Source organism: Mesorhizobium sp. LSJC269B00 (assembly GCF_000502815.1).
Taxonomy (GTDB): Bacteria; Pseudomonadota; Alphaproteobacteria; order Rhizobiales; family Rhizobiaceae; genus Mesorhizobium.
Genome location: NZ_AYVN01000002.1, coordinates 79,930 through 105,745, shown reverse-complemented (window position 1 = coordinate 105,745; position 25,816 = coordinate 79,930). Strand labels below are relative to the sequence as shown.

23 protein-coding genes are annotated in these 25,816 nt (G+C 64.0%); 12 read left to right on the top strand and 11 right to left on the bottom strand.

Annotation, left to right across the window (positions count from 1 at the left end; translation table 11 throughout):
* Positions 1 to 199: 199 nt before the first annotated feature.
* Both X771_RS159790 and X771_RS159795 read left to right on the top strand, forming a co-directional pair.
* Positions 200 to 943: a L,D-transpeptidase gene (locus X771_RS159790; RefSeq protein ID WP_023686831.1), complete on the top strand. Its 744-nt coding sequence runs from the start codon at positions 200 to 202 to the stop codon at positions 941 to 943.
* Between the two features lie 271 nt (positions 944 to 1,214).
* A complete protein-coding gene (locus tag X771_RS159795) occupies positions 1,215 to 2,135 on the top strand; it encodes a bifunctional 5,10-methylenetetrahydrofolate dehydrogenase/5,10-methenyltetrahydrofolate cyclohydrolase (RefSeq protein ID WP_023670547.1) in 921 nt (306 codons plus the stop codon).
* Between the two features lie 4 nt (positions 2,136 to 2,139).
* Here X771_RS159795 and glcF read toward each other — a convergent pair whose 3' ends face one another.
* The 4 genes from glcF to X771_RS159815 form a co-directional block, all read right to left on the bottom strand.
* Positions 2,140 to 3,465, bottom strand: coding sequence for a glycolate oxidase subunit GlcF (gene glcF, locus X771_RS159800; RefSeq protein ID WP_023686830.1), 1,326 nt, complete (start codon positions 3,463 to 3,465; stop codon positions 2,140 to 2,142).
* A gap of 68 nt (positions 3,466 to 3,533) precedes the next feature.
* Positions 3,534 to 4,739, bottom strand: coding sequence for an FAD-binding protein (locus X771_RS159805; RefSeq protein WP_023686829.1), 1,206 nt, complete (start codon positions 4,737 to 4,739; stop codon positions 3,534 to 3,536).
* A gap of 203 nt (positions 4,740 to 4,942) precedes the next feature.
* A complete protein-coding gene (locus X771_RS159810; RefSeq protein ID WP_023686828.1) occupies positions 4,943 to 6,439 on the bottom strand; it encodes an FAD-linked oxidase C-terminal domain-containing protein in 1,497 nt (498 codons plus the stop codon).
* A 259-nt stretch (positions 6,440 to 6,698) separates the two neighbouring features.
* A complete protein-coding gene (locus tag X771_RS159815; RefSeq protein WP_023686827.1) occupies positions 6,699 to 8,021 on the bottom strand; it encodes a DUF3422 family protein in 1,323 nt (440 codons plus the stop codon).
* A gap of 205 nt (positions 8,022 to 8,226) precedes the next feature.
* Between X771_RS159815 and X771_RS159820 the strand changes: the two genes are divergently transcribed.
* Genes X771_RS159820 through X771_RS159830 form a run of 3 tightly spaced genes read left to right on the top strand, consistent with a single transcriptional unit; the run spans position 8,227 to position 10,996 of the window.
* A complete protein-coding gene (locus X771_RS159820) occupies positions 8,227 to 9,024 on the top strand; it encodes an FCD domain-containing protein (RefSeq protein ID WP_023686826.1) in 798 nt (265 codons plus the stop codon).
* Positions 9,025 to 9,036: 12 nt separating this feature from the next.
* On the top strand, positions 9,037 to 10,173 hold the full coding sequence (locus tag X771_RS159825) for an alpha-hydroxy acid oxidase (RefSeq protein WP_023686825.1): 1,137 nt from the start codon (positions 9,037 to 9,039) through the stop codon (positions 10,171 to 10,173).
* A gap of 55 nt (positions 10,174 to 10,228) precedes the next feature.
* Positions 10,229 to 10,996 carry a metallophosphoesterase family protein gene (locus X771_RS159830; RefSeq protein WP_023686824.1) on the top strand — a complete coding sequence of 256 codons (768 nt, stop codon included), beginning with the start codon at positions 10,229 to 10,231 and terminating at the stop codon, positions 10,994 to 10,996.
* Here the strand turns inward: X771_RS159830 and X771_RS1000000166340 are convergent.
* Both X771_RS1000000166340 and X771_RS159835 read right to left on the bottom strand, forming a co-directional pair.
* Positions 10,993 to 11,133: a hypothetical protein gene (locus tag X771_RS1000000166340; protein WP_006206855.1), complete on the bottom strand. Its 141-nt coding sequence runs from the start codon at positions 11,131 to 11,133 to the stop codon at positions 10,993 to 10,995. The genes X771_RS159830 and X771_RS1000000166340 overlap by 4 nt on opposite strands.
* Positions 11,134 to 11,409: 276 nt before the next feature.
* On the bottom strand, positions 11,410 to 12,108 hold the full coding sequence (locus X771_RS159835; protein WP_023686823.1) for a type 1 glutamine amidotransferase: 699 nt from the start codon (positions 12,106 to 12,108) through the stop codon (positions 11,410 to 11,412).
* Positions 12,109 to 12,194: 86 nt separating this feature from the next.
* Here X771_RS159835 and X771_RS159840 point away from each other — a divergent pair, with 86 nt between their 5' ends.
* From X771_RS159840 to X771_RS159855, 4 genes are all read left to right on the top strand, one after another.
* Entirely contained in the window at positions 12,195 to 12,842 is a 648-nt protein-coding gene (locus X771_RS159840; protein WP_023686822.1) for a hypothetical protein, read from the top strand.
* A gap of 31 nt (positions 12,843 to 12,873) precedes the next feature.
* On the top strand, positions 12,874 to 13,608 hold the full coding sequence (locus X771_RS159845) for a 16S rRNA (uracil(1498)-N(3))-methyltransferase (RefSeq protein WP_023686821.1): 735 nt from the start codon (positions 12,874 to 12,876) through the stop codon (positions 13,606 to 13,608).
* A gap of 114 nt (positions 13,609 to 13,722) precedes the next feature.
* Positions 13,723 to 15,096: a glutamate--cysteine ligase gene (locus X771_RS159850; protein WP_023686820.1), complete on the top strand. Its 1,374-nt coding sequence runs from the start codon at positions 13,723 to 13,725 to the stop codon at positions 15,094 to 15,096.
* Positions 15,097 to 15,186: 90 nt separating this feature from the next.
* Positions 15,187 to 16,248 (top strand): DUF937 domain-containing protein, encoded by a 1,062-nt coding sequence (locus X771_RS159855; RefSeq protein ID WP_023686819.1) that lies wholly within the window; start codon positions 15,187 to 15,189, stop codon positions 16,246 to 16,248.
* Between the two features lie 232 nt (positions 16,249 to 16,480).
* Here the strand turns inward: X771_RS159855 and X771_RS159860 are convergent, their stop codons facing one another.
* Positions 16,481 to 16,771, bottom strand: coding sequence for a DUF1127 domain-containing protein (locus X771_RS159860; protein WP_023670560.1), 291 nt, complete (start codon positions 16,769 to 16,771; stop codon positions 16,481 to 16,483).
* Positions 16,772 to 16,949: 178 nt separating this feature from the next.
* Here X771_RS159860 and X771_RS159865 point away from each other — a divergent pair, with 178 nt between their 5' ends.
* Entirely contained in the window at positions 16,950 to 17,906 is a 957-nt protein-coding gene (locus X771_RS159865; protein ID WP_023670561.1) for a LysR substrate-binding domain-containing protein, read from the top strand.
* Positions 17,907 to 17,912: 6 nt separating this feature from the next.
* On the opposite strand, the gene X771_RS159870 is transcribed toward X771_RS159865, so the two are convergent.
* Positions 17,913 to 20,111, bottom strand: a complete 2,199-nt coding sequence (locus X771_RS159870; RefSeq protein WP_033001339.1) for an EAL domain-containing protein — start codon at positions 20,109 to 20,111, stop codon at positions 17,913 to 17,915.
* A gap of 91 nt (positions 20,112 to 20,202) precedes the next feature.
* Here X771_RS159870 and xseA point away from each other — a divergent pair, with 91 nt between their 5' ends.
* Together xseA and X771_RS159880 are read left to right on the top strand one after the other, a co-directional pair.
* Positions 20,203 to 21,876, top strand: coding sequence for an exodeoxyribonuclease VII large subunit (gene xseA / locus X771_RS159875; RefSeq protein ID WP_023686817.1), 1,674 nt, complete (start codon positions 20,203 to 20,205; stop codon positions 21,874 to 21,876).
* 8 nt (positions 21,877 to 21,884) lie between these two features.
* The gene (locus X771_RS159880) at positions 21,885 to 23,003 is read left to right on the top strand and encodes a P1 family peptidase (RefSeq protein WP_023686816.1); all 1,119 of its coding nucleotides are present in this window, start codon (positions 21,885 to 21,887) and stop codon (positions 23,001 to 23,003) included.
* Between the two features lie 33 nt (positions 23,004 to 23,036).
* Here the strand turns inward: X771_RS159880 and X771_RS159885 are convergent, their stop codons facing one another.
* The 3 genes from X771_RS159885 to X771_RS159895 form a co-directional block, all read right to left on the bottom strand.
* The gene (locus X771_RS159885; RefSeq protein ID WP_023670565.1) at positions 23,037 to 23,279 is read right to left on the bottom strand and encodes a DUF768 domain-containing protein; all 243 of its coding nucleotides are present in this window, start codon (positions 23,277 to 23,279) and stop codon (positions 23,037 to 23,039) included.
* A gap of 619 nt (positions 23,280 to 23,898) precedes the next feature.
* A complete protein-coding gene (locus X771_RS159890) occupies positions 23,899 to 24,792 on the bottom strand; it encodes a sugar phosphate isomerase/epimerase (protein WP_023686814.1) in 894 nt (297 codons plus the stop codon).
* A gap of 66 nt (positions 24,793 to 24,858) precedes the next feature.
* Positions 24,859 to 25,797: an ABC transporter substrate-binding protein gene (locus tag X771_RS159895; protein ID WP_023670567.1), complete on the bottom strand. Its 939-nt coding sequence runs from the start codon at positions 25,795 to 25,797 to the stop codon at positions 24,859 to 24,861.
* Positions 25,798 to 25,816 lie beyond the last annotated feature (19 nt).

Genomic DNA, 25,816 nt, shown 5'->3' with positions numbered 1-25,816 from the left:
TCCGTTAACGCGCTTTCGCGCTGCATTTACCGCGGCTTTACCAGATTCCTGAACCCGGCGGTAACCACACCAAAAGGTTTACTGACAAAGCGGCATTTTACGCATTCCGATTCATGTTTCGGTTGCCGCTTCGCGCCAAGGATCGCGCAACCGGGGGCAAGTTCCGCCTCCGTCCGTTCGACGATCAAGGTGCGTTCCGATGAAGATCTTTTTGCGTTCCGTGCTCGGCGCCGTGGCCATTCTGGCCGCCGGCGTCACCTCCTCTGCCGCCAACGACCGCTATGCCGACAGGCCGCCGGTGATGGTGAGCCCCGACCTTTCCGCACCCTGGGTGCTGCAGCTTGGCCGGGCGCCCGGCATCGTGCGGCAGAGCCGACAGGTGGTCCAGCAGCCGCGACTTCGCTATGCGCAGCCGGCGCGACCCGATCGGGTGCGCACTGCTTCCGTGCAGGCGCCGGCCAAGCGCGTGGTGATGCGGCCGCAGATCAATCCGCTCTACCTGCCGCAGGAAGTCGCCTATGACGGCCCGCAGAAGCCGGGCACGATCGTGATCGATACGACGCAGAACTTCCTGTTCCTGGTCGAGAAGAACGGCAAGGCGCGGCGCTATGGCGTCGGCACAGGCAAGCCTGGCTTCGAATGGTCTGGCACGCACAAGATCACCAACAAGCGCGTCTGGCCGGACTGGCGCCCGCCAGCGGAGATGATCAAGCGCGAGGCCGCCAAGGGCCGCTACCTCCCGACCTATCTGGCCGGCGGCGAGGAAAACCCGCTTGGCGCCCGCGCGCTCTATCTCGGCACGACGGAATACCGCATCCACGGCACCAACCAGCCATGGACCATCGGCGGCTCGGTGTCTTCCGGCTGCATCCGCATGCGCAACGAGGACGTGGTTGACCTTTACGAGAGGGTCAATGTTGGAACGACCGTGGTCGTGATATAATAGGCTACCGAATCATCTGATCCAGAAGGTTAGACCTTCAGGATCGGGAAGAGTTTGCGGGGGACGGGCCGTGTGGGGATGCGGCCAGTCAGGAAAGGGCAGCCCGGGAAACCGCGCTGCCCTTTCTCTTTGCGGCTATAGCTGAGCCAGGCTGCGCCAGAACGTCGCGCCAGGGGGATGACGGTTCGCTTTCACGCTGCCTTGCCGCATTTCCCCTGCTATAGGGACGGCCAAACTCCCCTGCGCCAAACTCCGCTGCAAAGGTCCAGCCATGTCTCCGCCAGACGATAGCCGCTATCTCCGGGGCGGCCCGGTCGCCCAGCGCATCATGGCATCCGTGCGCGAGGATGCCGCCATCGCTACCGCCGAAGGTTTTCCGCCCAAGCTGGTGTCGATCACCGTCGGCGATACCGCTGCCGTAGATGTCTATGTGCGCAACCAGCGCGCCAAGGCCGCCCTTGCCGGCATCGGTTTCGAGGAGCGGCGGTTCCCCGCCGACATCAGCGCCGGCGAACTCGAGGCGGCGATCCACGGCCTGAACGCCGACCCGCGCGTCACCGGCATCATCATCCAGCGGCCGGTGCCGGCGCATATCCCGATCAAGACGCTGCAAGCGGCGGTGCATCCACTGAAGGACGTCGAGGGCATGCATCCGGCGTCGATCGGCAATATCGTCTACAATCAGCTCGACCTCGCGCCTTGCACGGCTGCGGCCTCGGTCGAGCTGCTCAAGGAAACCGGCCTCGACCTCAAGGGGCTCGAAGTCGTCGTCGTCGGCCATTCCGAGATCGTCGGCAAGCCGATTGCCTTCCTGCTGATGAGCGAAGGCGCGACGGTGACGGTGTGCCATCACATGACGCGCTCGGTGGCGGCACATGCGCGCCGCGCCGATGCGCTGTTCGTCGCCGTCGGCAAGCCGCGGCTGATCAAGGCCGACATGGTGAAGCCCGGTGCGGCCGTCATCGACATCGGCATCAATTCCGAGATCGGCCCGGACGGCACGAGCCGCATCGTCGGCGACGTCGACACCGAGAGCGTGAAGGAAGTCGCGTCCTGGATCACGCCGGTGCCGGGCGGCGTCGGCCCGATCACTGTGGCGATCCTCTTGCGCAACACAATGGTCGCGCTCAGCCGCCAGCGCGCGCGCTACCAGGCGACGTATGGCGTGGTGGACCGGCTGGCAGCGGAATAGCTGCTTACTCGGCGGCGACCAGGTTTCCTTCGGAGACGCCCTCCGGCTTCGGACCACCATAGGCCCAGTCGAGCAGCTTGATCGTGTGCACCACCGGCAGCTTTGCAGCCGAAGCGATCTGGGTGATGCAGCCGATATTGCCTGTGGCAACGATCTCCGCGCCGGTGGCCTCGATGTTTTTCACCTTTCGGTCGCGCAGCTTCTCCGAAATCTCCGGCTGCAGGATGTTGTAGGTGCCGGCCGAGCCGCAGCACAGATGTCCCTCGCGCGGATCGCGCACGACGAAGCCGGCCCTGGCGAGCAATTCCTTCGGCTGGCGGGTGATCTTCTGGCCGTGCTGCATCGAGCAGGCGGAGTGATAGGCGACGACGGTGCCGGGTTTGCGCACCGGCTCGGGCAGGTCGAGGCTTGCGAGATATTCGGTAATGTCCCTGGCCAGCGCCGAGACCCGCGCGGCCTTGTCGGCATAGGCCGGATCGAGGCGCAGCATGAAGCCGTAGTCCTTGATCGTTGTGCCGCAGCCGGACGCGGTGATGACGATGGCATCGAGCCCGCCCTGGTCGATGGCACGCGTCCACGCATCGACATTCTGCCGGGCCGAGGCAAGGGCTGCTGCCTCGCGGCCCATATGATGGACCAGCGCGCCACAGCAGGCTTCGCCCTGCGGCACCACGACCTCGACGCCAAGCCTGGTCAGCAATGCAATCGTCGTCTCGTTGATGGCGGGGTCGAGCACCGATTGGGCGCAGCCGGTGAGGATGGCGACGCGACCTTTCTTCGTCCCCTTGCCAGCATGGACGCCGGGAGAGGCCATTGGCGAGACCGTCGGGATCGAGGCCGGTGCCAGCTTCAGCATCGCGCTGAGCGGCTTCAGGGCCGGCACCTTTTCGAACAGACCAATGAACGGCTTGCCCAGTCTCGCCAGTTTCAGCGCGGCACGAAAGCGCCCGGGATAGGGCAACACGAAGGCCAGCATTGCGCGGGTGAGCCGGTCGAGCACCGGCCGCTTGTAAGTCTCCTCTATATGGGCGCGGGCATGGTCGACCAGATGCATGTAGTTGACCCCCGACGGACAGGTCGTCATGCAGGCGAGGCAGGACAGGCAGCGGTCGATATGGGTGACGATCTCCTTGTCGGCCGGGCGGCCGTTCTCCAGCATGTCCTTGATGAGGTAAATCCGGCCGCGCGGCGAATCCAGCTCGTTGCCCAATGTCACATAGGTCGGGCAAGTGGCGGTGCAGAAGCCGCAATGCACGCATTTGCGCAGGATCTTCTCCGATTCCGCGACATGGGGATCGGCGAGCTGGGCAAGGGAGAAGTTAGTTTGCATCTCTTTTAGTCTTTAGTTTAGACGCAATTCCGGACGGAAAACCGCTTCACACTTTTCCTGGAATTGCTCTAGGCCATGCGGCCGGGATTGAGGATGGACTTGGGATCGAACTCGGCCTTGAGCCGCGCCGACAGTGCGGCCTTATGCGGCGCCTGCGGCTCGAACACCGGAACGGCGGCGCGATACGAAGGGGTGGCGCGCACCAGCGTCGCGTGGCCGCCGCGATGCTTTCTGATCAGCCCGCGCAGCAGGGCGGCCTCGGGATCGCCCTCCTCCATGCGCAGCCAGACCAGCCCGCCCTGCCAGTCGTAGAAGGCGCTGACACCGATCTGCATACGCAGCGTCAGCACCATCTGATGGGCCTGAGACGGCGCCATGGAGACGCGCCAGACCGGCTTTTCGCTACGGTCGGCGAATGGCGTGCAGTCCCTTATGTCACGCCAGAGGGTATGCGATGTCTCACCTGCGATCTCCTGCAGCGGGCCGGCATTTTTCAGCAGGGTCTTCAGCGCCTCAATGCGATAGGCGACCGATGGGCCAAACCCTTCGACGCGCAGCAGCGTTGCAGCGTCAGTGCCTAGACTGCCCCCGGCAACGCGCGCGGCGATGCGTTCGGGCAGATGGGCCGCGCTCGACACTTCGGCGCTGGAGCCGAGCGCCAGCGCCATGGCGGCGGCCGCCGCATCGTCGAGCAGGCCACGCACGGCAAGCGTGACCTCGGTCTCGGCCGCCGGCAACACCTTGAAGGTGACGTCGGTGAACACGGCCAGCGTCCCCCAGCTGTTGGCCATCAGCTTCGACAGGTCGTAGCCGGTGACATTCTTGACGACGCGGCCGCCGGACTTGAAAGCCTCGCCGCGGCCGGCAACGGCGTTGATGCCGAGGATGTGGTCGCGCGCGGCGCCCGCCTTCAGCCGGCGCGGGCCGGACAGGTTCGCGGCAAGCACACCGCCGATCGTGCCTCTTCCCTTGATGCCGCCGAACAATGGGCCGTAGTCCATCGGCTCGAAAGCAAGTTGCTGGCCGTTTTCGGCGAGCAGGCTTTCTATATCGGAAAGCGGTGTGCCGGCCTTCGCCGACAGCACCAGTTCGGCCGGCTCGTAGAGCGTGACGCCGGTGAGTTTTGAGAGATCGAGCGTGTGTTCGCTCTGCTGTGGCCGGCCGATGCGGCGCTTGGAGCCGTGGCCGATGATTTCCAAAGGTGACTCTTCCGCGGCCGCCCATTGGACGATGGAGAGGGTCTCGGCCGATGTGGTGGGAGTGAAGGTCGTCATGGCGAAGATGGGTCGAGTTCCTTCGCGCCCCCCTCTGTCCTGCCGGACATCTCCCCCTCAAGGGGGGAGATCGGAAGTCGCGTCCGATTTCGCCAATCTCCGACCTTGAAGGAAGGGTAAGGCGCGCAAGCTGCCAATCTCTCCCCTTGAGGGGGAGATGTCCGGCAGGACAGAGGGGGGTGTTCACGCGCCAACTTAGCCACTCAAAACCTCGGAATATCCGGAAACGCGACCTGCCCGCGATGCACATGCATGCGTCCAAGCTCCGCGCAGCGGCGCAGTTGCGGGAACACTTTTCCCGGGTTGAGCAGATGGTTGGGATCGAAGGCGCATTTGACGCGCATTTGTTGGTCGAGGTCGATCTGGTTGAACATCTCCGGCATCAAATCGCGCTTCTCGACGCCGACGCCGTGCTCGCCGGTCAAGACGCCGCCGACCTTGACGCAGAGCCGCAAGATGTCGGCGCCAAAACTTTCCGCCTTGTCGAGTTCGCCCGGCACGTTGGCGTCATAGAGGATCAGCGGATGCAGATTGCCGTCGCCGGCGTGGAAGACATTGGCGACGCCGAGGCCGTATTTCTCCGACAGTTCGCGCATGCCGGCGAGCACACCCGGCAATTCCTTGCGCGGGATGGTGCCATCCATGCAGTAATAGTCGGGCGAGATGCGGCCGACCGCCGGGAAGGCCGCCTTGCGACCGGCCCAGAAGCTCAGCCGCTCCTGTTCGGATTGCGAGACGCGGCATGTGGTGGAGCCGTTCCTGTAGGCGATCGCTTCGACGAGACCGATCAGGTGATCGACCTCGACGCCCGGCCCGTCGAGTTCGACGATCAGCAGCGCCTCGACATCAAGGGGATAGCCGGCGTGGACGAAATCTTCCGCGGCATGGATCGCCGGCCGGTCCATCATCTCCATGCCGCCAGGGATAATGCCGGCGCCGATGATGTCGGCGACGCATTGGCCGCCCTGCTCGCTGGTCGGAAAGCCGATCAGCAGAGCACGGGCCGTCTCTGGCTTTTTCAGGATGCGCACGGTGACCTCGGTGACGACGCCGAGCAGGCCTTCGGACCCCGTCATGACGCCGAGGAGATCATAGCCTTCCGAGTCCAGATGATTGCCGCCAAGCCGCACCACCTCGCCGTTCATCAGCACCATCTCGATGCCCAGCACATTGTTGGCGGTCAGGCCGTATTTCAGGCAGTGCACGCCGCCGGAATTTTCAGCGACATTGCCGCCGATCGAGCAGGCGATCTGGGAGGATGGATCGGGCGCATAGTAGAAGCCCTCCTGCTCGACGGCGGTGGTGATGCCGAGATTGGTGACGCCGGGCTGAGCGACGACGACGCGATCGGGATAGTCGATGGCAAGGATGCGGTTGAAGCGGCTCATGACCAGCAGCACGGCATCCTCGAGCGGCAACGCGCCGCCGGAGAGCGAGGTGCCGGAGCCGCGCGGCACGACACGGATGTTGCGGTCGTTGCAGTATTTCAGCACCCGCGACACCTGCGCCACCGTTTCCGGCAGCACCACGACCAGCGGCAATTGCCGGTAGGCGGTGAGGCCGTCGCTTTCGAAGGCGCGCATCTCATTGGTGGCGTCGACGACGCCCTCGCCCGGCACGATGATGCGCATGTCGGCGACGATCTCCGCCCGCCTTCGCATCGTGGCGTCGTCTGGCTTGGGCATGACAAGGCCGGACATCGGCGGCGTTCTCCGCTTGGCTGGTAAAAATCTTTTACCAGTTACATCTGGATGTTGCAAACACCGCATTGGGCAAAGAGCGTACTGCCAGCCTTCCGCAGCGGCAATCTGCCGCTATTCACCCTCCCCCTTGTGGGGAGGGTCGCGAACGCAGTGAGCGGGGTGGGGGTCCGCGCGACGAAAGCTCTTTACGAGCACCCCCACCCCGATCCGCTATGCGGATCGACCCTCCCCACAAGGGGGAGGGTAAAGTGCGCTCCTACTCCCCCGGATGTTTCGCCGGCTCGGAGTGCATCCGCCTCACTCGCCGCACACCCCACCAGACCAGCACGATGGCGACCGGCACCGAGGCGGCGGTGACGACTTCGGGCGCAATGGCATGGCCGAAGATCGAGGCGCCCTTGGCGAGATAGGAGATCAGGCCGACGACATAGTAGGACACTGCCGCCACCGACAGGCCTTCCACCGTCTGCTGCAGCCGCAGTTGCAGCCGGGCACGGTTGTTCATCGACGCCAGCAGATCGCGGTTCTGCTTCTCGACCTCGACATCGACCCAGGTGCGCAGCAGCGTGGTGGCGCGGGTTAGTTTGCGCGACAGGTTGGCCTGGCGCTCCTCGACCGAACGGCAGGTGCGCATGGCAGGCGCCACCCGCCGCTGCAGGAAGCCGCCCCAAGTGTCGTAGCCGGGCACGGCTTCTTCGTCCAGCGCTTCCAGCCGCTCGACAACGATGCCGTCATAGGCGCGGCTGGCGCCGAAGCGATAGAGGCTGGAGGCGGCATCGGCTTCCAGCTCGGCGGCAAGCTCGGTCAGGTCGGCGAGCAGCGTCTGGCTGTCGCGGGTTTCAGTGACCTTCATTTCCAGCGTGGTCTGCGCCAACCGGTCTTCGATGCGGCGGGCGCGGCTCGACAGGGTCAGCGCCAGCGGCAGGCCGAGCATGGCAAGCGTGCGGTAGGTCTCGACGTCGATCAGCCGCTGCGACAGCGCGCCGGTCCGCGCCGGCGTCAGGCCGCGATCAAGCACCAGGATGCGGGTCAGGCCGTCGCCGTCCTGGCGGAAATCGGTGACGATGGCCGCATTGCCGCGCTCGACCAGCGAATAGCAGAGGCTCGTCGGGTCGAAGGCCGCAATCAGCTTCTCGCTTGCCGGCGTCCATTTGCGGATCTCCAGCCTTATGCCTGAGATCACCGTTCCCGGCGGCGAGAACCCGTTGCCGAAAGGAGAATCCTCCTGCGCCCTGCCGCTTTCGGCAAGCGGCCCTTCCCAAAGATAGGTCGAGAATTCCGTATGCCGCTCCCAGCGCAGCGTGCCCTTGCCCCACTTCATGGCGTGGTGGCGGGCATGACGGTCGGGCGCCGCGATGCCGAGGCGCCGCGACAGTTCGGAGAGCACGGCCATGTCGACGCCGGAGCCGCCCTCGGTCATGAAGGCGAGTTGCACAAGCACGCGCGGCTTCTCGATCAGCGGATGCGGCCGGGCATGGACCTCGCCGATCGCGCCGGGCCGTCCCTCATGCGCGGGAAAGCCCATCACGCTGCCCTGGGCGCGCGGCTGGAATTCGAGGTTGGACGTCTCGTCCGACACGGTGGTCCCCCTGTTCTCGACCCTTCGTGTGATGGCGTCCTCTAAAGGCAATCCATGAGGCGCGTAAACACCAAAGTCTAGCATCGTAGGTCCTGCCGGCGCGACGCGCAGACCGACCCGATTGGGCGAATTGGATAAATAATTTGACCAGTTGGCGACGCTGGCTTTATCTTGCGCGACACCGGTTCAATTTCCCAGGCCCCCGTTGAGCGATATTTTCTCCAGGATCGAGCATTCGCGCACCGCCGACGAGGTGGTGCAGCAGATCGAAAGCCTGATCCTTGAAGGCGTGCTGCGCACCGGCGACCGGCTGCCGGGCGAGCGCGAGCTGGCGCGCCAGTTCGACGTGTCGCGGCCGATCCTGCGCGATGCGCTGAAGGCGCTGGAAGGGCGCGGGCTGCTGATCACCAAGGCCGGCGGCGGCACCCATGTCGCCGACGTCATCGGCCAGTTGTTCACCAAGCCGGTGACCGACCTCGTCTCCATGCACCGCAAGGCGGTGACCGACTATCTGGAATACCGCCGCGAGATCGAAGGCGTGGCGGCCGAATATGCGGCGCGGCGCGCGACAGCGGACGACATTGCGCTGCTCGACCGCATCATGGCGCGCATGGACGAGGCGCACCGCACCGGCGATTTCGACGACGAGGCGGAAATCGACGTCGAGTTCCACCATGCTGTGTGCGAATGCGCGCACAACATCATCCTCTTGCACACGCTGCGCTCCTGCTACCGGCTGCTGTCTGAAGGCGTGTTCCAGAACCGGCTTCTGGTGTTCAGCGTGCCCGGAGCGCGGGAGGCGCTGCTGGCCCAGCACCGCGCGATCTACAAAGCCGTGAAGGCCGGCGATCCCTCAGCTGCCCGCCAGGCGGCGATGGACCATATCTCCTATGTCGAGCGCTCGATGCTCGAGGCCGAACGCAGCGGCGACTGGCAGCGCGTGTCGCGGCTCAGGCTTAAGCAGCGCTCCGACGCCGACGACGGCTTCAAGACGACTGGCTAACGAGGAACCACCATGAGCGACATCCTCACCATTGCCGATCTCAAGGACCTGGCGCGCCGGCGGGTGCCGAAGATGTTCTTCGACTATGCCGATTCCGGCGCCTGGACCGAAAGCACCTACCGCGCCAACGAAGAGGACTTCCAGAAGATAAAATTCCGTCAGCGCGTACTGGTCGACATGAGCAACCGCTCGCTGGAATCGACCATGATCGGCGAGAAAGTGGCGATGCCGGTGGCGCTTGCCCCAACTGGAATGACCGGCATGCAGCATGCCGATGGCGAGATGCTGGCCGCGCAGGCGGCAGAGGAATTCGGCGTGCCGTTCACGCTGTCGACGATGAGCATCTGCTCGATCGAGGATGTCGCGTCGGTGACCAAGAAGCCGTTCTGGTTCCAGCTCTACGTGCTTCGCGACAAGGATTTCGTGCTCGACCTGATCGACAGGGCGAAGGCTGCAAAATGCTCGGCGCTGGTGTTGACGCTCGACCTGCAGATCCTGGGGCAGCGCCACAAGGATGTCCGCAACGGGCTGTCGGCGCCGCCCAAGATGACGCTGGCCAACATTGCCAACATCGCCATGCGGCCACGCTGGCTGATGGGCATTGCCGGCACCAAGCGCCGCACCTTCCGCAACATTGTCGGCCATGCCAAGGGCGTCGGCGACGTCGCTTCGCTGGCATCGTGGACGACGGAGCAGTTCGACCCGCACCTGTCGTGGAAGGACGTCGCCTGGATCAAGGAGCGCTGGGGCGGCAAGCTGATCCTGAAAGGTATTCTCGACAAGGAGGACGCGCTGATGGCGGTCGAGACCGGCGCCGAGGCCATCATCGTTTCCAACCATGGCGGGCGCCAGCTCGACGGCGCATCGTCGTCAATCATGGCGCTGGAGGAGATCGCCGATGCCGTCGGCGACAGGATCGAGGTGCATATGGACGGCGGCATCCGCTCGGGCCAGGACGTGCTGAAGGCGCTTTGCCTCGGCGCCAAGGGCACCTATATCGGCCGCCCGTTCCTGTACGGGTTGGGCGCCATGGGCAAGCAAGGCGTGACCCTGGCGCTGGACATCATCCGCAAGGAGATGGACATCACGCTGGCACTGTGCGGCAAACGGCTGGTGACCGAGATGGGCAAGGACCAGTTGCGGCGATAGGGTCTTGTTCACCGATTAGACCCTAGCCTCGCTGGATCACGGAGACGAAGCCGCCTTGACCGAGACCGGCATCCACTACCTCGACGCGCGCGCGCCCGATGGCATGCGCCTCTATGCGATCGGCGACGTGCATGGCCGGCTCGATCTGCTCGCCGCCATGCATCGCCGCATCGAGAGCGAACTCGAATACAAGCCGACCAGCGATTGGCGCGTCATCCACCTCGGCGACTATGTCGACCGCGGACCAGAGTCCAAGGGCGTCATAGACTTCCTGATCGAGGCACAGAAACGCGATCCACGGCATCTGATGCTCGCCGGCAACCACGATATCGGCTTCCTCGATTTTCTCGACGAGCCTGACCCGGAAGGGCTGTTCATCCGCTATGGCGGCGTGCAGACGGCACAATCCTATGGCGTCGACCTAGCGGGACACGCAAGCTGGTTCGGCAAGGCCGAGGCGTTACGGCGGGGACACCAGGCACTGGTCAATGCTGTACCGCAAGCCCATGTCGACTTCCTGCGGTCGCTGCAATTGTCACTGATATCAGGTGATTTCTTCTTCTGCCATGCAGGCGTCAGGCCTGACGTGCCGCTGGAGAGCCAGAGCCCGCAGGATCTGGTCTGGATACGCGACGTCTTCCACAACCATCCAGGGCTTTACCCCAAGGTGATCGTGCACGGCCACACACCGGTGCCGGAGGCGGAGGTGATGCCGAACCGCGTCAATGTCGACACGCTCGCCTGGCAGTCAGGCATGCTCAGCGCGCTCGCCGTGGACGGCGCGGACAAGCGTATCCTGACTGTGCAGGGAAAAGCGTTTTAGCGAAGCGCGGCGGTGACGCCGTAGCCGTCGACGGCCTGATGGTTGTTGGCTGCATCGGCGGAATAAATGCCGAGACCGCACAAAACGATGGCAGAGAGCATGACAAAGGACAGAAGCGCTGCTTTCACGGACGTCATCTCTAGTTGAGCTTCCTGCATCTGGGCACGAGGCGGTTACCAATGGGTTGAAACCGAGAATTCGTCTCAAAGTTTCGACGATTTCGCGCTTGTAAATCGATTCTGTATCGGCGGTGTGTCGCGCGGATCACACAAAGGTTCATCGCGGTTGCATTGCCGATGCATAGCGCGCGCCTTGTAGGATAGCGTTCGGCCACAAACCAAGGACGAAAGAAGTTGTCCCCGGCAGATTCCCCGCCGCGTGCCAATTATGCAACGGCCGCGCGTTGGCTGGGCTCAGATCGTCGCCACCCAGGCGCGGGCAATGGCCAAGCCCGCGGCGTCGGCCTCGGGGCCGTTGCGTGCCATTTCGCTGTCGAGGCGATCCTGCCAGTCGGGATGGCGATCGGCAATCAGCGGCGCGAAGGATGCGCTCCAGTCCCTCACCATCGGCTGGTCGGCCTCGAAATGGAACTGGAAGCCGTAGACGGCGCGGCCGATACGGAACGCCTGGTTCTCGGCAATTTCGCTGCCGGCAAGCCGCACCGCATTTGACGGCAGCGCGAAAGTGTCGTCGTGCCATTCGAAGATGGGGAAATCCTGGGGAAGTGCGCCAAGCACCGGATCGGTTCTGGCGTCCGGCGTCAGCGATACCTTGTGCCAGCCGAATTCCGAGGCGCCGCCGATCTGGTTCTCACCGCCGAAAGTGCGGGCAACCAACTGGCTACCCAGGCAGATACCGAGAACCGAGCGATCCTTGGCGGCGAAATCGCGGGTCAGTTCGAGCAGCGCCGGGAAATACGGGTAGTCATCGTCGGCCAGCGCATTCTGGCCGCCGCCCAGCATCACCATGGCATCGTGTCCGGTCGCGTCGTCCGGCAGCGCATCGCCCTTGTAGGGCCGGCGCAGGTCGAGATCGGCGCCGGCTTCGGCGAGCGCGGCACCAACCTGGCCAAGGCCGGTGTTGTCGTAGTTCTGGACCACCAGCACCCGCATCGCAAAACCCTGCTGACATGAAATGACGCGACGAGCGATATCATGTCGCCCGTATTGCAGCCAAGATGCGTATTCGGGAGAGAGCTATGCCACTGCAGAACCGGGTCGATCCGTTCGGCGCCATCCATGCCATATCCGAGCGCGGCCTGTTCACCGGCAATCGCGGCATCATCCACGATCCTGAGACCAAGACGCTGCTGAAAAAGCGTTGGGCCTTGCCGGCCTGGATCATCTGCGTCTGCCAATTCCGCAATGCGCGGCGCGAGCCGATGGGCAGGAACAGGCCGGGCGGCAGGGCCGGCTGGACCGAGTTGTTCTTCCTCGACGAGGTGACGGCGCTGGCCGCCGGGCACCGTCCCTGTTTCTATTGCCGGCGTGAGCGAGCCACGGATTTTGTCGGGCGTTTCGGCAAAGTCTTCGGTGTAAACGAACCGCGCGCGCCAATGGTGGACAAGCGGCTGCACAAGGAGCGGCTGGCTTCCGGCGGCAAGCCACCTGATGTCACCATGGGAGAGCTTGCCGAATTGCCGGACGGAGCGATGATCGCGGATGGCGGCTCGGCCTATGCGCTGCGCGGCGGCAACGCGCTGCCCTGGTCGTTCGCAGGCTATGGCGATGCGGCGGCCTTCGACAGCCTTGCCGGCCGGTCGCTGCGCCTGCTCACACCGGCCACGACCGTTTCGGTGCTGCGGCACGGTTTTGAACCGGTGTGGCATCGTTCCGCCGAGACTTGACGCCAGGCACCGCCTCGCCCATTCCTCGGCGATGCGCGCCAATTACAAGATGCAGCGGCTGTTCGTGCCGGACGACCTCGCGGCAGGCATCGAATTCGATGCCGGCCAGCAGCAGAGCCATTATCTCACGCATGTGCTGCGGCTCGGCGAAGGCGCCGAGATCCTGGTCTTCAACGGCCGCGACGGCGAGTGGTCGGCGGCGATTGCCACCAGGTCGAAAAGGGCGGTGCGGCTGAAGGTGCTGGCCTCGCAGAGACCGCAACCGCCCCTGCCTGACCTGATCTATTGCTTCGCGCCGCTGAAACAGGGCCGGCTAGACTATCTCGTGCAGAAGGCGGTCGAGATGGGCGCCGGCATCCTGCAGCCGGTGATCACCCAGCACACGCAAGTGGCAAAACCCTCCATCGACCGGCTGCGCGCCAATGTCGTCGAGGCGGCCGAGCAATGCGGCATACTGGCGGTGCCGGAAGTGCGCGAGGCCGAGAAATTCGAGCGCCTGCTCTCCGGCTGGGACAAGGAACGCCGGCTTATCTTCTGCGACGAGGATGCCTCGACCAACAATCCACTGCCAGCGCTGCAGGGGTTGAGGGAAAAGAAACTGGCGCTGATGGTCGGACCGGAAGGCGGCTTTTCCGACGAGGAACGCAAGATGCTGCGGGCGCTCCCCTTCGTCACCGCCATCCCGCTCGGACCGCGCATCCTGCGCGCCGATACGGCAGCGGTGGCGGCGCTTGCGGTGATGCAGGCGACGGTCGGAGACTGGTAAGAAGCGTAAAGATCAATTCCTGTTGACCTGTGGCTCAGGATTTTTCGCTTGATCGGCTGCTGACATTTCGTCCATTTAGCGCCGGCGGGCTCCGAGAGCCGCAGAGGGGGCCCCATGGCGCGCGACACAACCGATTTCCGACCAATCGAAGACATCGACGAACTGGTCGAGCATCTGGCCGAAGGCAACAAGCCGCGCGACAAGTGGCGCATCGGGACCGAGCACGAGAAGTTCCCCTTCTATGTCGACGGCAACGCGCCGGTGCCTTATGGCGGCGAGCGCGGCATCCGCGCCATCCTCGAAGGCATGCAGCAAAAGCTCGGCTGGGACCCGATCATCGATGACGGCCGCATCATCGGCCTGGTCGAGCCGACCGGACAGGGCGCGATCTCGCTGGAGCCTGGTGGCCAGTTCGAGCTGTCGGGCGCGCCGCTGGAAACGATCCACCAGACCTGCCGGGAGGGCAATGCGCATCTGGCGCAGGTACGCGAGATCGCCGAGCCGATGGGCATCCGCTTTCTTGGCCTCGGCGGCAGCCCGAAATGGTCGCTGGCCGAGACGCCGAAAATGCCGAAATCGCGCTACGAAATCATGACCCGCTACATGCCCAAGGTCGGCACCAAGGGTCTCGACATGATGTATCGCACCTGCACCATCCAGGTGAACCTCGACTTCGAAAGCGAAGCCGACATGCGCCGCAAGATGCAGGTGTCGCTGAAGCTGCAGCCACTGTCGACGGCGCTGTTTGCCAACTCGCCCTTCACCGACAGCCGGCCGAACGGGCTGCAGAGCTGGCGCGGCGACATCTGGCGCGACACCGACAACCAACGCTCGGGGCTGCTCGAATTCTGCTTCTCGCCCGAGTTCGGCTTTGCCGACTATGTCGAATGGGCGCTCGACGTGCCGATGTATTTCGTCATCCGCGACGGCCACTATCACGACATGACGCACATCACCTTCCGCCAGTTCATGGCCGGCGCTGCCCGCAATGAAGTACCGGACGGACTGCCGACCATGGGCGACTGGGCGAACCATCTGTCGACCCTGTTCCCTGACGTCAGGCTGAAGCGCTTCCTCGAAATGCGCGGCGCCGATGGCGGGCCGTGGCGCCGCATCTGCGCGCTGCCGGCCTTCTGGGTCGGGCTGCTTTATGACGAGGCCGCGCTCGACGCCGCCGAGGCGCTGACTTCGAGCTGGACCTATGAAGAAACGCTGGCGATGCGCAATGCGGTGCCGGAACAAGGCATTTCCGCGCCGTTCCGCAACACGACGCTGCGTGAGATCGGCCGCGATGTAATGACCATTTCGCGCCTTGGGCTGAAAAATCGCGGCAGGAAGAACCGCGACGGCTATGACGAGACCTCGTTCCTCAACACGCTGGACGAAGTCGTGGCGCGCGGTACCACCAGTGCCGAGGAAATGCTGTCGGCCTACCACACGCGCTGGGGCGGCTCGATCGAGCCGGTGTTCATGGAATATGCGTATTAGCGTCGCGCCTTGAGCAGCGGCAAAAGCCGCTTCAATCGAACATCGAAACGAACTAGGTTCTCCCTCGAGGATTTCCCGGAGGAGAAACCGATGCCTACCTTGTTCGACATATTGGCGCAGGCGCAGAACGGCAACGGCATGCAGGCGCTTGCCCAGCAGTACGGGCTTTCCATGCAGCAGACGCAGGCGGCTGTCACCGCTCTGCTGCCGGCCTTCTCGCAAGGGTTACAACGCAACACCGCCGATCCCTATGGGCTCGGCGCCTTCATGACGGCGATGGCGAGCGGCCAGCACGCGAAATATTTCGAGGACGCGACCAGGGCTTTCTCACCGCAAGGCGTCAATGAGGGCAATGGCATTCTGGGTCATCTGTTCGGCTCGAAGGAGCTGTCGCGCGCGGTGGCCAGCCAGGCCGCGCAGGCGACCGGCGTCAGCCAGCAGATCTTGCAGCAGATGCTGCCGGCCATCGCTTCGATGGTGATGGGCGGATTATTCAAGCAGACGACAAACCAGTTGACCGGAAGTCAGATGCAGGCCGCCGGTGGCTTCGGCGGTGGCAGCAATCCGCTCGGCGAGATCATCGAACAGATGATGCGGCAGGCGGGCGGCGGGGCACAGCCTGCGCCGCAGCCAGCACCCAATCCTTACGGTGAGAACCCGCTGGGCAAAGTGCTGCAGGACATGTTCGGCGGCGGCGCCCAACAGCCGCAAAGCCAGCCGCAACAGGCGCCCAACCCCTATGGCGACAATCCGCTGGGCAAGGTGCTGCAGGACATGTTCGGCGGTGGCGCGGCACAGCAACCGCAGGGTCGGCCGCAGCAGCCAACACAGCCGCAACAGACGCAGAGCCCTTACGGCGATAACCCGCTGGGCAAGATTTTTGAAGTGATGATGCGGCAAGGCGGTGGTGGCGGCTTCGGCCGGCCCGGTGGGCAGCCGGCGCCGCAGCAGCCGCAAGCACCCCAGCCGCGACAGGCACCGCAGGAGCGCCAGGCGCCGCAACCGCAGGCCAATCCGAGCGGCAGGCCACGCAATCCGTTCGACGATATTTTCGGCAAGATGTTCGAGACCGGCGCCCAGCAGCGCGACGACTATCAGAAGGGCGTGGAAACGATCTTCGACCAGTTCAAGCGGGACATGGACCGGCGGTAGTTGGCGGTAGTTGGGCGCTGACCTTCGCGGCTTCGGAGCAAGGAACGAAGCGAGCGGCGCAGACCGCACGATGACGACGGAGCTTTAAAAGAAAAGCCCGGTCCTGGAGGAGGACCGGGCCAGTGTGCAGGCTGGCCGGCGGGGAACCGGCAGGGAGTGGGGAGCCTGCTATACTCGTTGGTCGCGGCGAGCCTGAGAAAGGTTCACGGCAACCGAAACAATGCGCCCGATATCACGCTATCTGGCGGGCGAGATCTTCGATCGTATCGGCACGATCGCTCGCAATCGCACGCAGCTTCACGGTCGGATCGGCGCCGAACGGCACATCGATGGCGACATGGAGGTCCGCGCGCGTCAGGCCGATATCGGCGAGTTCGGCGTCCGACATCTCGCCGAGGCGATAGAAGGCCCGGCGATTTTTCCAGGCCTGGTAGGCATTGAGAAGGGTGTTGGCCACGCGCGTCGCAACGGCCGGACGCGAGGTGATGCGCGAGGTCTCGGTGGCGAAATCAAACGTGGTCATGTCGGTCTCCTTCAGACTCGAACTGGACAAGACCAGGCGATCGGCGCTGGGGACAGCGGCCGTTCCGGTCTCGATTCACATGCTTTCATGTGGACAATGTGAATTTGCCACGCACCGATTGATTAATCCAACGAATGTTTCTAATCTTTAGCATCAACGCTAGTGATGGATTGGACCGATGAAAGCGCCACTCGATCTCGACCAGTTGCAGACCTTCATCTCGATTGCCGATACCGGCAGCTTTACCCGCGCGGCCGAGGAAGTGCTGCGCACGCAATCGGCGGTGTCGATGCAGATGCGCCGGCTGGAAGAGCGGATCGGCAAGCCGCTGTTCGAAAAGGACGGCCGCACCAACAGGCTGACCGAGGAAGGCGACAAGCTGCTCTCCTACGCGCGCCGCCTGCTCTATCTCAACCGCGAAACGCTGGCCGCCTTCGATGACCAGCGGCTCGAAGGCACCATCCGAATCGGCACCCCCGACGACTATGCCGACCGGTTCCTGCCCGAGATCATGGCGCGCTTCACGCGCTCCAACCCACGCGTCGAGCTGACCGTCATCTGCGAGCCGACACCAGGCTTGGTCGAGCATATCAAGCGCGGCAATCTCGATCTTGCGCTGGTGACGCACAACGACACGCGCGGCCAGTCGGAAGTGGTGCGGCGCGAGCCGCTGCTATGGGTGACCTCGGCCAACCATGCCACGCACGAACAGGAAGTGCTGCCGATGGCCTTCGGCCGGCCGAACTGCATCTGGCGGCGCGCCGCCGTCGATGTGCTCGACCGGCAAAGCCGCGACTATCGCATCCTGTTCACCAGCTTCTCGGCGACCGTCATCACCGCCGCGGTGCTGTCGGGGCTGGCGATCTCGGTGCTGCCGGAATGCGCGCTGCGGCCCGGCATGCGGGTGCTGGGCGAAGCCGACGGTTTTGGCGCCCTGCCCGACTGCCGCATCGGCATCATGCGCGGCCAGACCTCGCGGCCCGAAATCGTCGACGCGCTGGCCCGGCACATCTCGGAAAGCCTCGACAATATTTCCGTGCCGCTCGGCGAAGAAACGGGAAGCTTCGATTTTGCCTCGCTCGCCTTCGCCAAGATGAAGCGGAGCAAGCCGAACCAGATCCTGCCTGGCTGGTAGGAACAATCAGGCCGACGCTGCCGCCTCCGTCGTTGCGTTGGCCGACGACAGGCCGGGTAGCGCCACCAATTGCGCCGGCTCCAGCGGCGGCGACAAGAGGTAGCCCTGCAGCTGCTGGCAGCCCATGGCGACCAGCAGCGCCTTTTGCACCTCGGTCTCTACGCCCTCGGCGGTGACCTCGACCTTGAGCGCGCCGGCGAGATCGATCAGCGCCTTGACGATGGCGCCCGAATTGCCGTCGCCGTCGAGAAGCCGCACGAAGGAGCGGTCGATCTTGAGCTTGTCGATGGCATGGCGGCGCAGATAGCTCAGCGACGAATAGCCGGTGCCGAAATCGTCGAGCACAATGCCGACGCCCGACTGGCGCAAGGCTGCCAGAGCCGCTCTGGTGGTGTCGTTGTTTTCCAGGAGAACGTTTTCGGTGATCTCGAGCTGCAGGCGCTTCGGCGCCAGTCCCGTTTCGGCGAGGATCGAGGCAACCTCTTCGGCAAAGCCGGCGTCGCGCAATTGCAGCGGCGAGACATTGACGGCGAGCCACGGCAGTTTGGTCTTCACGGCGAAGCGGCAGGCTTCCAGCAGGGCCCATGCGCCGAGCTGCCCGATCATGCCGCGTTCCTCGGCGATGGCGATGAACTGCGCCGCCGGCAATGCGCCATGGACCTCATGCGCCCAGCGGATCAGCGCCTCGGCGCCGACAATGGTCTTGCCGTCGCTGGCAAAGACCGGCTGGTAGGCGAGCTTGATACCGGTGCCGCCGTTCAGCGCGCTGCGCAGCTCGCTCTCGACCTTGCGCTTGCGCAGCAAAAGGTCGTCCATGTCGCCGGCGAAGACCTGGTAGCGGCCACGGCCGTTCTTCTTGGCTTCGTAGAGCGCGATGTCGGCCTTGCGCAGCAGATCGTCTGCATCGGCATCAGGGCCTGTCGACAAGGCTATGCCGATGCTGGCGCTGATAAAGACCTGATCGTCCATCAGTTTGAACGGCTCCTGCAGTTTCTGCAGCACCCTCTCGGAAATATCCTCTGCGTTCCTGACGTCGCGGACATCGATCAGGATCACCGCGAATTCGTCGCCACCCAGCCTTGCCACCGTGTCGACGTCGCGAACAGTATGGTGAAGCCTGGCCGCCGTCTGGCGCACGAGTTCGTCGCCTGCCGGGTGACCAAGCGTGTCGTTGACATGCTTGAAGCGATCTAGATCGAGATAAAGCAGCGCGACCTTGCTTTCATTGCCGGAGGTAAGCAAGGCACGCCGCAGCCTGTCCTCGAACAGTGCCCGGTTGGGCAGGCCGGTGAGCGTGTCGTGAAAGGCGAGATATTGCGCCTGGGCCTGGCTGGTCTGCAGCGCCGATGACGCACGGCGCAGACGCCGGAGCAGAAAGGCGAGCACGCTCGCCGCGACTAGCGCGGCCAGAGCCAGGGCCGGGCTGGCCTTGCCCACCAGCGTCAGGCCGGGCCGTTCCTGGTCCCAGGCAATATAGCCGAGGATGACACCCTGTTTGTCGATAAGCGGAATGGCAGCCGAGCCAAGCGGCTGAGCCATCGGCAGGAGATGCGCCCCCGCCAGCAGATATTTCTGGGCAATCTTGCCGATCACCGCGTCGTTGATGAACTCTATGGAGACATGCAGATATTCGCTGCCGGGTGCCTGGGTGACGCGATCCGAACTAGGCACCAGAGGCATGACGCTGAGTATGGCAGGCTGACCGCCAAGCGAGACCAGATCGTCGGCAACGAATTTTGCGCCGGCCTGGCTTGCGTCCTTGCTCATCATCTGGCGCAACCTGGCGATTGTCGGCCGCAAAGCGGGTTCGTCCTCGCCAAAGACGGCAGGCGACACGACCTTCCCTTCGCGCATGGCGTGGACCGGCCGGTTGGCGTCGTCCAGCACATAGACCCGGTTGTGGCCGTAATACGAGGACATCCAGACGCTGAGATTCTCTGCCATCCAGGTCTGGTTGCCGGCCTTGGCGTTGATAACGGAATCATCCCAGACGGCGACGCTTTCCTGCTCGCGCTTTACCGCGGCGACCTGGTCCTGCAGGCCGTTGGCCAGGAAAACCTTCTGCCGCTCGAGCGAGACCCGGTCGGCCTGCATGGTGGCGTAAAGGCCGAAGCCGACAACGATGGCCAGTGCAAAAACGGCAAGCGTCAGCACCGTCAGGGTGACCTGGAACGTCAACGGGCTGCGTTGTCTGCGGGCGCTCATGCGTCCTCCTTGGCCCAGAGTCAATCAGGACAGGCTTAAGATCAAGTTATGGAATCTTGACGCGGAGCGACAACAGCCGCTCAATCGGCCGATGAGCGACGCAGAATCCGAATCACGAACCAATGCCACCGAATACACGGTGAGCGAGATTTCCGGCGCGCTGAAGCGCACGGTCGAGGATGTCTTCGGCCATGTGCGGGTGCGCGGCGAAATTTCCGGCTATCGCGGGCCGCACTCTTCCGGCCATGCCTATTTCACACTGAAGGACGACCGCGCGCGGCTCGATGCCGTGGTCTGGAAAGGCACGATGAGCCGGCTGAAATTCCGCCCCGAAGAGGGGATGGAGGTGATCGCCACCGGCAAACTCACCACCTATCCCGGCAAATCCAACTACCAGATCGTCATCGACAATCTAGAACCCGCCGGCGCCGGGGCGCTGATGGCGCTTTTGGAAGAGCGCAAGCGGCGACTGCAGGCCGAAGGGCTGTTCGATGCCGGCCGCAAGCGGCGGCTGCCCTTCATGCCGCGCACCATCGGCGTCGTCACCTCGCCGACCGGATCGGTCATCCGTGACATCATCCATCGCATCAAGGACCGCTTTCCGCTGCATGTGCTGGTCTGGCCGGTGAGAGTGCAGGGCGAAACGGCGGGGGCGGAAGTGACGGCGGCCGTCAACGGCTTCAACGCGCTGGCCTGGGATGGAGCGATTGCCCAGCCCGACCTTCTGATCGTGGCGCGCGGCGGCGGCAGCCTCGAGGACCTCTGGGGGTTCAACGATGAAGGGCTGGCGCGCGCCGTCGCTGCCTCGCGCATCCCGGTGATTTCGGCCGTCGGCCACGAGACCGACTGGACCTTGATCGATCTCGTCGCCGACATGCGGGCACCGACGCCGACAGGCGCGGCGGAGATCGCGGTGCCGGTGAAAGCGGACCTCGAAGCGACACTAGCCAGTCTTGGCGCACGTCTCAAAGCAGCTACCTTGCGCAATTTCGAACGCAAGCGGCAGGCCTCGCGTGCGGCCGCCCGCGCGCTGCCCTCGCCCGACCAGTTGCTGGCGCTGCCGCGACGGCGGCTGGACGAGGCGGCCAGCCGGCTTAGCCGGGGGCTGATGGTCTCCACCGAAAGAAAGCAAGCTCGGTTCTTCGCCGTGAAGCTCACTCCGGCAACGCTGTCGCGGCGAATTGCCGAGGCGCGACGCACCAACGACCGCAACCTTTTGCGCGCTCAAGGGGCGCTGCGCGCATTGGCGAGAGCCCGGCGCGCGGAGTTGAATCGTGCGGCGGATCAGTTGCCAAAATGTGCGAAAGCATCCCTGCAACGGCACAGGCAGCAACTGGCTTTGCTGCAAGGCCGCATTACGATCGAGCCAACGGCACGGCGGCAAACCGTGCAGAGGGATCTGCTGACAGCTTTGACGAGACGCGGCACGCAAGCGGTACTGCTCAGGCTGGAGCGACTGCGCGGCCGCATCGTCCAATCCGAGAGGCTGATGGCAACGCTGTCGCACAAGGCTGTGCTGGCCCGCGGCTTCGCGCTGGTCAAGGATGCCGACGGCGCGGTGATCAAACTGGCAGTTGATGTGGCGCCGGGCGCTGGCCTGCAGCTGGAGTTCGCCGACGGTATCGTAAATGCAGTCGCGACCGGCGACGCCGAGCGGGTGCAGGCCGTTGCCAAACCAGCGGCCACGCCGCCCGCCAGCAAACCCGCCGCAAAGCCGACGGCCAGCAAACCGAAAGAACCGGGCAATCAGGGCTCGCTTTTTTAGAGGACCGCATGACCGGACATGACCCGCATCTTCAAACGCCGGCGGGCAAGCCGCGCGCCCGTGCTTTCGGCATTGCCTTCGAGGGCACGCCGGGCGGCTTCAACGCCATCACCGATGTGCCCGGCGTATCGGTCGGCTATGCGACGCTGATTTCCGGCGAGGGTCTGCTCGAGGTTGGCACGGGGCCGGTGCGCACCGGCGTCACCGCCATCCTGCCGCGGCCGTTGGCTGAGCTCGCCACGCCGGTGTTTGCCGGTGTCTTCAGCCAGAACGGCAATGGCGAGTTGACGGGGTCGCACATTATCGAGGAAGTCGGCGCCTTCAACCTGCCCGTCACGATCACCAACACGCATTCCTGCGGCGTTACCCGCGACGGCACGCTGCGCTGGATGCAACGCGTGCTGTCGGCGGCGCTCGAAAGCGGCTGGGGCCTGCCGGTTGCGGCGGAGACCTATGATGGTTTCCTCAACGACATCAACGGTCATCACGTCGGCTTCGAACATGTCGAAGCCGCGCTCGACGGTGCCGCCGGTGGAGCGATCGAGGAAGGCAGTGTCAGCGGCGGCACCGGCATGATTGCCTTTGGCTTCAAGGCCGGCTCGGGCACGGCATCGCGCATCGTTGAGTGGCAGGGCATCAGGCATACGGTCGGCGTATTCGTGCAGGCGAATTTCGGCAAGCGGCGCAATTTCACACTGCGCGGCGCCCGCGTCGGGCCCGATCTGGTGGAGCCCGCGATGCGCGAAGGCACGCCGCGTGCCGAAAAGGGCTCGATCATCGCCATCGTCGCCACCGATGCGCCATTTCTGCCGCACCAGATGAAGCGGCTGGCAAAGCGCGTGCCGCTCGGCATCGCCATGACAGGCGGCTTCGGCTACCACAGTTCGGGCGACATTTTTCTGGCCTTCACCACCGCCAATCCGCAAGCAGCACTTGCACCGTCGGGACGAACCGCAAACGCGGCTTACATCCCGGACGTCGATATCGATCCGTTCTCCGATGCGGTGGCGCAAGGCGTAGAGGAGGCGATCCTCAATGCAATGGTCGCCAACGAGGATATGAGCGGACGCGACGGCAATTTCGTGCCGGCGCTGCCGAAGGCCTGGCTGAAAGATCGATTTGGATAGAGGACAAGGCCTGGCGGCGCCAGGCCTGTTGCGTCACGGCTTGGCCGCGTTGCTCTGGTCGGCCTCGGCCGCCTCTTCGAGCCGCGATGCGATCAGTTCCTGGATGTCGCCAACTTCTTCCTGGATATCTTCCAGCGGAATGCCGACCTCAGCGGCCTTGGCCGCGCACTCCTTGGCGAGGGTCTCGGCCTGCTTCTCGATCTTTACCGGCGAGTGCTGGCAGTGGACCTTTTCACCGATCCATCCGCGCAAGAACTCGATCGCATGTTCACTCATACTGCTTTTCCCTGGCGGCTATGCCGGTTGGTAACCGTAAACGTCCGCACCCGGTAAAGGATGCATGCTGCCATTCGAACCGAGTCGGCTTCGCCCGGCAAGTTGATCTTGTCGGAGGTCCGAAGAGCCGAATGAAGGGAAGGGTTCAATGAGCACGTTCTGATGGTTGATAGAGTGGTACGTTGGCCGGGATCGGCTTCGGCTCTATGCTGTTGTTCTTACGATCTTTTCCTGCTGTCGACGGCCGATTTGTATCACAATAGGGATCACAACGCGTAACACATTTTCTGCTTCTTCGTGGTACACCGCCACAGCTACACGGTCGAAGCCGCCGCTATATAGTGACATCATTATGCGATGTCGACTCTATCAGCCATCCTGCTTCTTTCCGCCGCGCTGTGTCAAACGTCATCCCCGTCCAGTATGGAGATCGGATGGCCCCGGAGGGCGTATGAAGATGTTGATTTTATTGCGTTTCGTGGGCCAAAATCAGAAAGCTCTCGTCAGCGTCACCCGCTCGACTGCCTCCGCCACACTCAGCGCCTCCGACGTCGATTCCTTGCACGTAAGGCGCGGGCCGGATGAACGACAACATTGGCGCTTTGGCAGCGCGCTCCTCCTAAGGACGATGTCTCGATGCAACAAGCTCTGCCTTTCGCTGCGCCGTCTCCAGCCCGATTGCGATGAAGGCGCGCGCATGCCGGGCCAGTTCCATATTGTCGGCCCACAGATTGCGCCAGATCGCGGTCTTCCGTGACAGGTTCTCGTCGACGATCTTCGACGAGAAGGATTCAAAGCTGAGGTCGTCCCTATAGCCGATTGCGGTCAGCGCATCGAAGATAGCGGCAAAGTCGATATTGCCGGTGCCGAGGAAACCGCGATGGCTCTCGCCGATATGGACATAGCCGATCTTGTCAGCGGCATGACGGATAGCCAGTCCGACATCGGCCTCCTCGATGTTCATGTGGAAGGTATCGAGATGCAGGAAGATGTTGTCGGAGCCGGTGTCCGCGATGAAGGCCAGGCCTTGTGAAGCGGTGTTGAGCAGATTGCTTTCGAAGCGGTTGACGATCTCCAGATTGAGTGTGACGCCGGCGGCCTTGGCCGTCTCCGCAACCTTCGCAAGTGTCCCCGCGCTGCGGTTCCACTGATCGCGCGTCGGCGCCTGCGTCTGCAAGCCGTGGCTGGTACTGAGGATGCCGCCAATCTTCTGGCCGCCGAGATCGCGGGTGAGCGCGATCGTCTCGTTGAGGATCTTGACGCCGCGCGCGGCAACCGCCTTGTCGGCACTCGAAATGTCGCCGTCGGCCGGCAGGCCGATGCTGATCGCGACGCCAAGCTTGAGGTCGGCGATGCGCCTGGCCAGCCCGCCAACGTCGACATTGGCGGGGTCAAGATAGGAGAACTCGATCAGGTCGAAGCCGGCCTCTCTGGTGTTGGCCAGCGTGCGTTCGAGGTCGCCTTGCGCCGAACTCGCCGACCAGACGAAGGAATGAATACCGATGCGCGACATGATCGTCTCCCGTTTCTGGAATTGAGATGCGGCCGGGTTGCCCCGGCCGCATCGGCCTTGGGAGGCTTAGCGGGCTGCGGTCCAGCCCTTGTAGTCTTTCAGGTTCTCGGCCGTGATCAGCTTCGGGTCGAGCAGCACGGTCGGCTCCGCCGGCTTCTTGCCGGCAAGCAGCTCAGCCGCCATCGTCAGCGACTGGCCAGCCATCACGTAGGGATCCTGCGAAGCCGAGGCCTTGATCATCGAGGTGCCGGAAGCGAGTTCCTTCTCGATATCGGGAGCGCCATCCACTGCGGTGAAGATGAACTCCGAGCGATTGAGCTGCTTGGCCGCAAGCTGGGCGCCGATCGCCGTCGGATCGTTGATGGCAAACACCGCATCGATCTTGTCGAAGCGGGTGAGCAGCGACTGGAAGACCTTCAGGCCGCCGTCGCGCGAGCCTTCGGCATTCTGGTCATCGGAGAGGATCTTGATGTCGGGGTGTTTTGCAAGGACGTCTTTGCAGCCCTTCACCCGCTCCAGGATCGACGACGACGCCGGGCCGTTGAGGATAACGTAGTCGCCCTTGCCGCCGGTGTGGTCGACCAGATACTGGCAGGCCTCTTCGCCGGCCTTGACGTTGTTGGTCATCACGGTGACGTCGGCGCCTGGCGCCGAGACGTCGAAGGCGGCAACGACGATGCCCGCTGCTTGCGCCTTCTTCACCGCCGGGCCGATCGCCTTGGCATCGACCGCATTGAGCATGATCACGTCGACCCCGGCGGCGATGAAGGAATCGACCTGAGAGACCTGCTTGTTGAGGTCGTAGTCGGCCGACACTGAGGTTACCTCGACCTTCGGGTTGATCTTCTTGGCCGCGTCCTCGATACCCTTGATGGTCGCGACGAAGAAGGGGTTGCCGAGCAGGCCGACCGAGATGCCGACCTTGTTGAGGTCCTTGGCCGATGCGGGCGCGATGGCGGCAGCCGCGAGTGCGACGCCGCAGAGCAGTTTAGCGATGGTCTTCATTGCTTTCCTCCAATTGCCC

Bases quoted from the DNA above. Each gene is read 5' to 3' on its own strand.
- X771_RS159865 (WP_023670561.1), top strand. From the start codon at position 16,950: ATGAAAGCGCCACTCGATCTCGACCAGTTGCAGACCTTCATCTCGATT.
- X771_RS159885 (WP_023670565.1), bottom strand. From the start codon at position 23,279: ATGAGTGAACATGCGATCGAGTTCTTGCGCGGATGGATCGGTGAAAAG.
- X771_RS159895 (WP_023670567.1), bottom strand. From the start codon at position 25,797: ATGAAGACCATCGCTAAACTGCTCTGCGGCGTCGCACTCGCGGCTGCC.
- xseA (WP_023686817.1), top strand. From the start codon at position 20,203: ATGAGCGACGCAGAATCCGAATCACGAACCAATGCCACCGAATACACG.
- X771_RS159790 (WP_023686831.1), top strand. From the start codon at position 200: ATGAAGATCTTTTTGCGTTCCGTGCTCGGCGCCGTGGCCATTCTGGCC.
- X771_RS159845 (WP_023686821.1), top strand. From the start codon at position 12,874: ATGCGCGCCAATTACAAGATGCAGCGGCTGTTCGTGCCGGACGACCTC.
- X771_RS159810 (WP_023686828.1), bottom strand. From the start codon at position 6,439: ATGTCCGGCCTTGTCATGCCCAAGCCAGACGACGCCACGATGCGAAGG.
- X771_RS159855 (WP_023686819.1), top strand. From the start codon at position 15,187: ATGCCTACCTTGTTCGACATATTGGCGCAGGCGCAGAACGGCAACGGC.
- X771_RS159805 (WP_023686829.1), bottom strand. From the start codon at position 4,739: ATGACGACCTTCACTCCCACCACATCGGCCGAGACCCTCTCCATCGTC.
- X771_RS159835 (WP_023686823.1), bottom strand. From the start codon at position 12,108: ATGCGGGTGCTGGTGGTCCAGAACTACGACAACACCGGCCTTGGCCAG.
- X771_RS159795 (WP_023670547.1), top strand. From the start codon at position 1,215: ATGTCTCCGCCAGACGATAGCCGCTATCTCCGGGGCGGCCCGGTCGCC.
- glcF (WP_023686830.1), bottom strand. From the start codon at position 3,465: ATGCAAACTAACTTCTCCCTTGCCCAGCTCGCCGATCCCCATGTCGCG.
- X771_RS159880 (WP_023686816.1), top strand. From the start codon at position 21,885: ATGACCGGACATGACCCGCATCTTCAAACGCCGGCGGGCAAGCCGCGC.
- X771_RS159870 (WP_033001339.1), bottom strand. From the start codon at position 20,111: ATGAGCGCCCGCAGACAACGCAGCCCGTTGACGTTCCAGGTCACCCTG.
- X771_RS1000000166340 (WP_006206855.1), bottom strand. From the start codon at position 11,133: ATGACGTCCGTGAAAGCAGCGCTTCTGTCCTTTGTCATGCTCTCTGCC.
- X771_RS159860 (WP_023670560.1), bottom strand. From the start codon at position 16,771: ATGACCACGTTTGATTTCGCCACCGAGACCTCGCGCATCACCTCGCGT.
- X771_RS159825 (WP_023686825.1), top strand. From the start codon at position 9,037: ATGAGCGACATCCTCACCATTGCCGATCTCAAGGACCTGGCGCGCCGG.
- X771_RS159890 (WP_023686814.1), bottom strand. From the start codon at position 24,792: ATGTCGCGCATCGGTATTCATTCCTTCGTCTGGTCGGCGAGTTCGGCG.
- X771_RS159850 (WP_023686820.1), top strand. From the start codon at position 13,723: ATGGCGCGCGACACAACCGATTTCCGACCAATCGAAGACATCGACGAA.
- X771_RS159840 (WP_023686822.1), top strand. From the start codon at position 12,195: ATGCCACTGCAGAACCGGGTCGATCCGTTCGGCGCCATCCATGCCATA.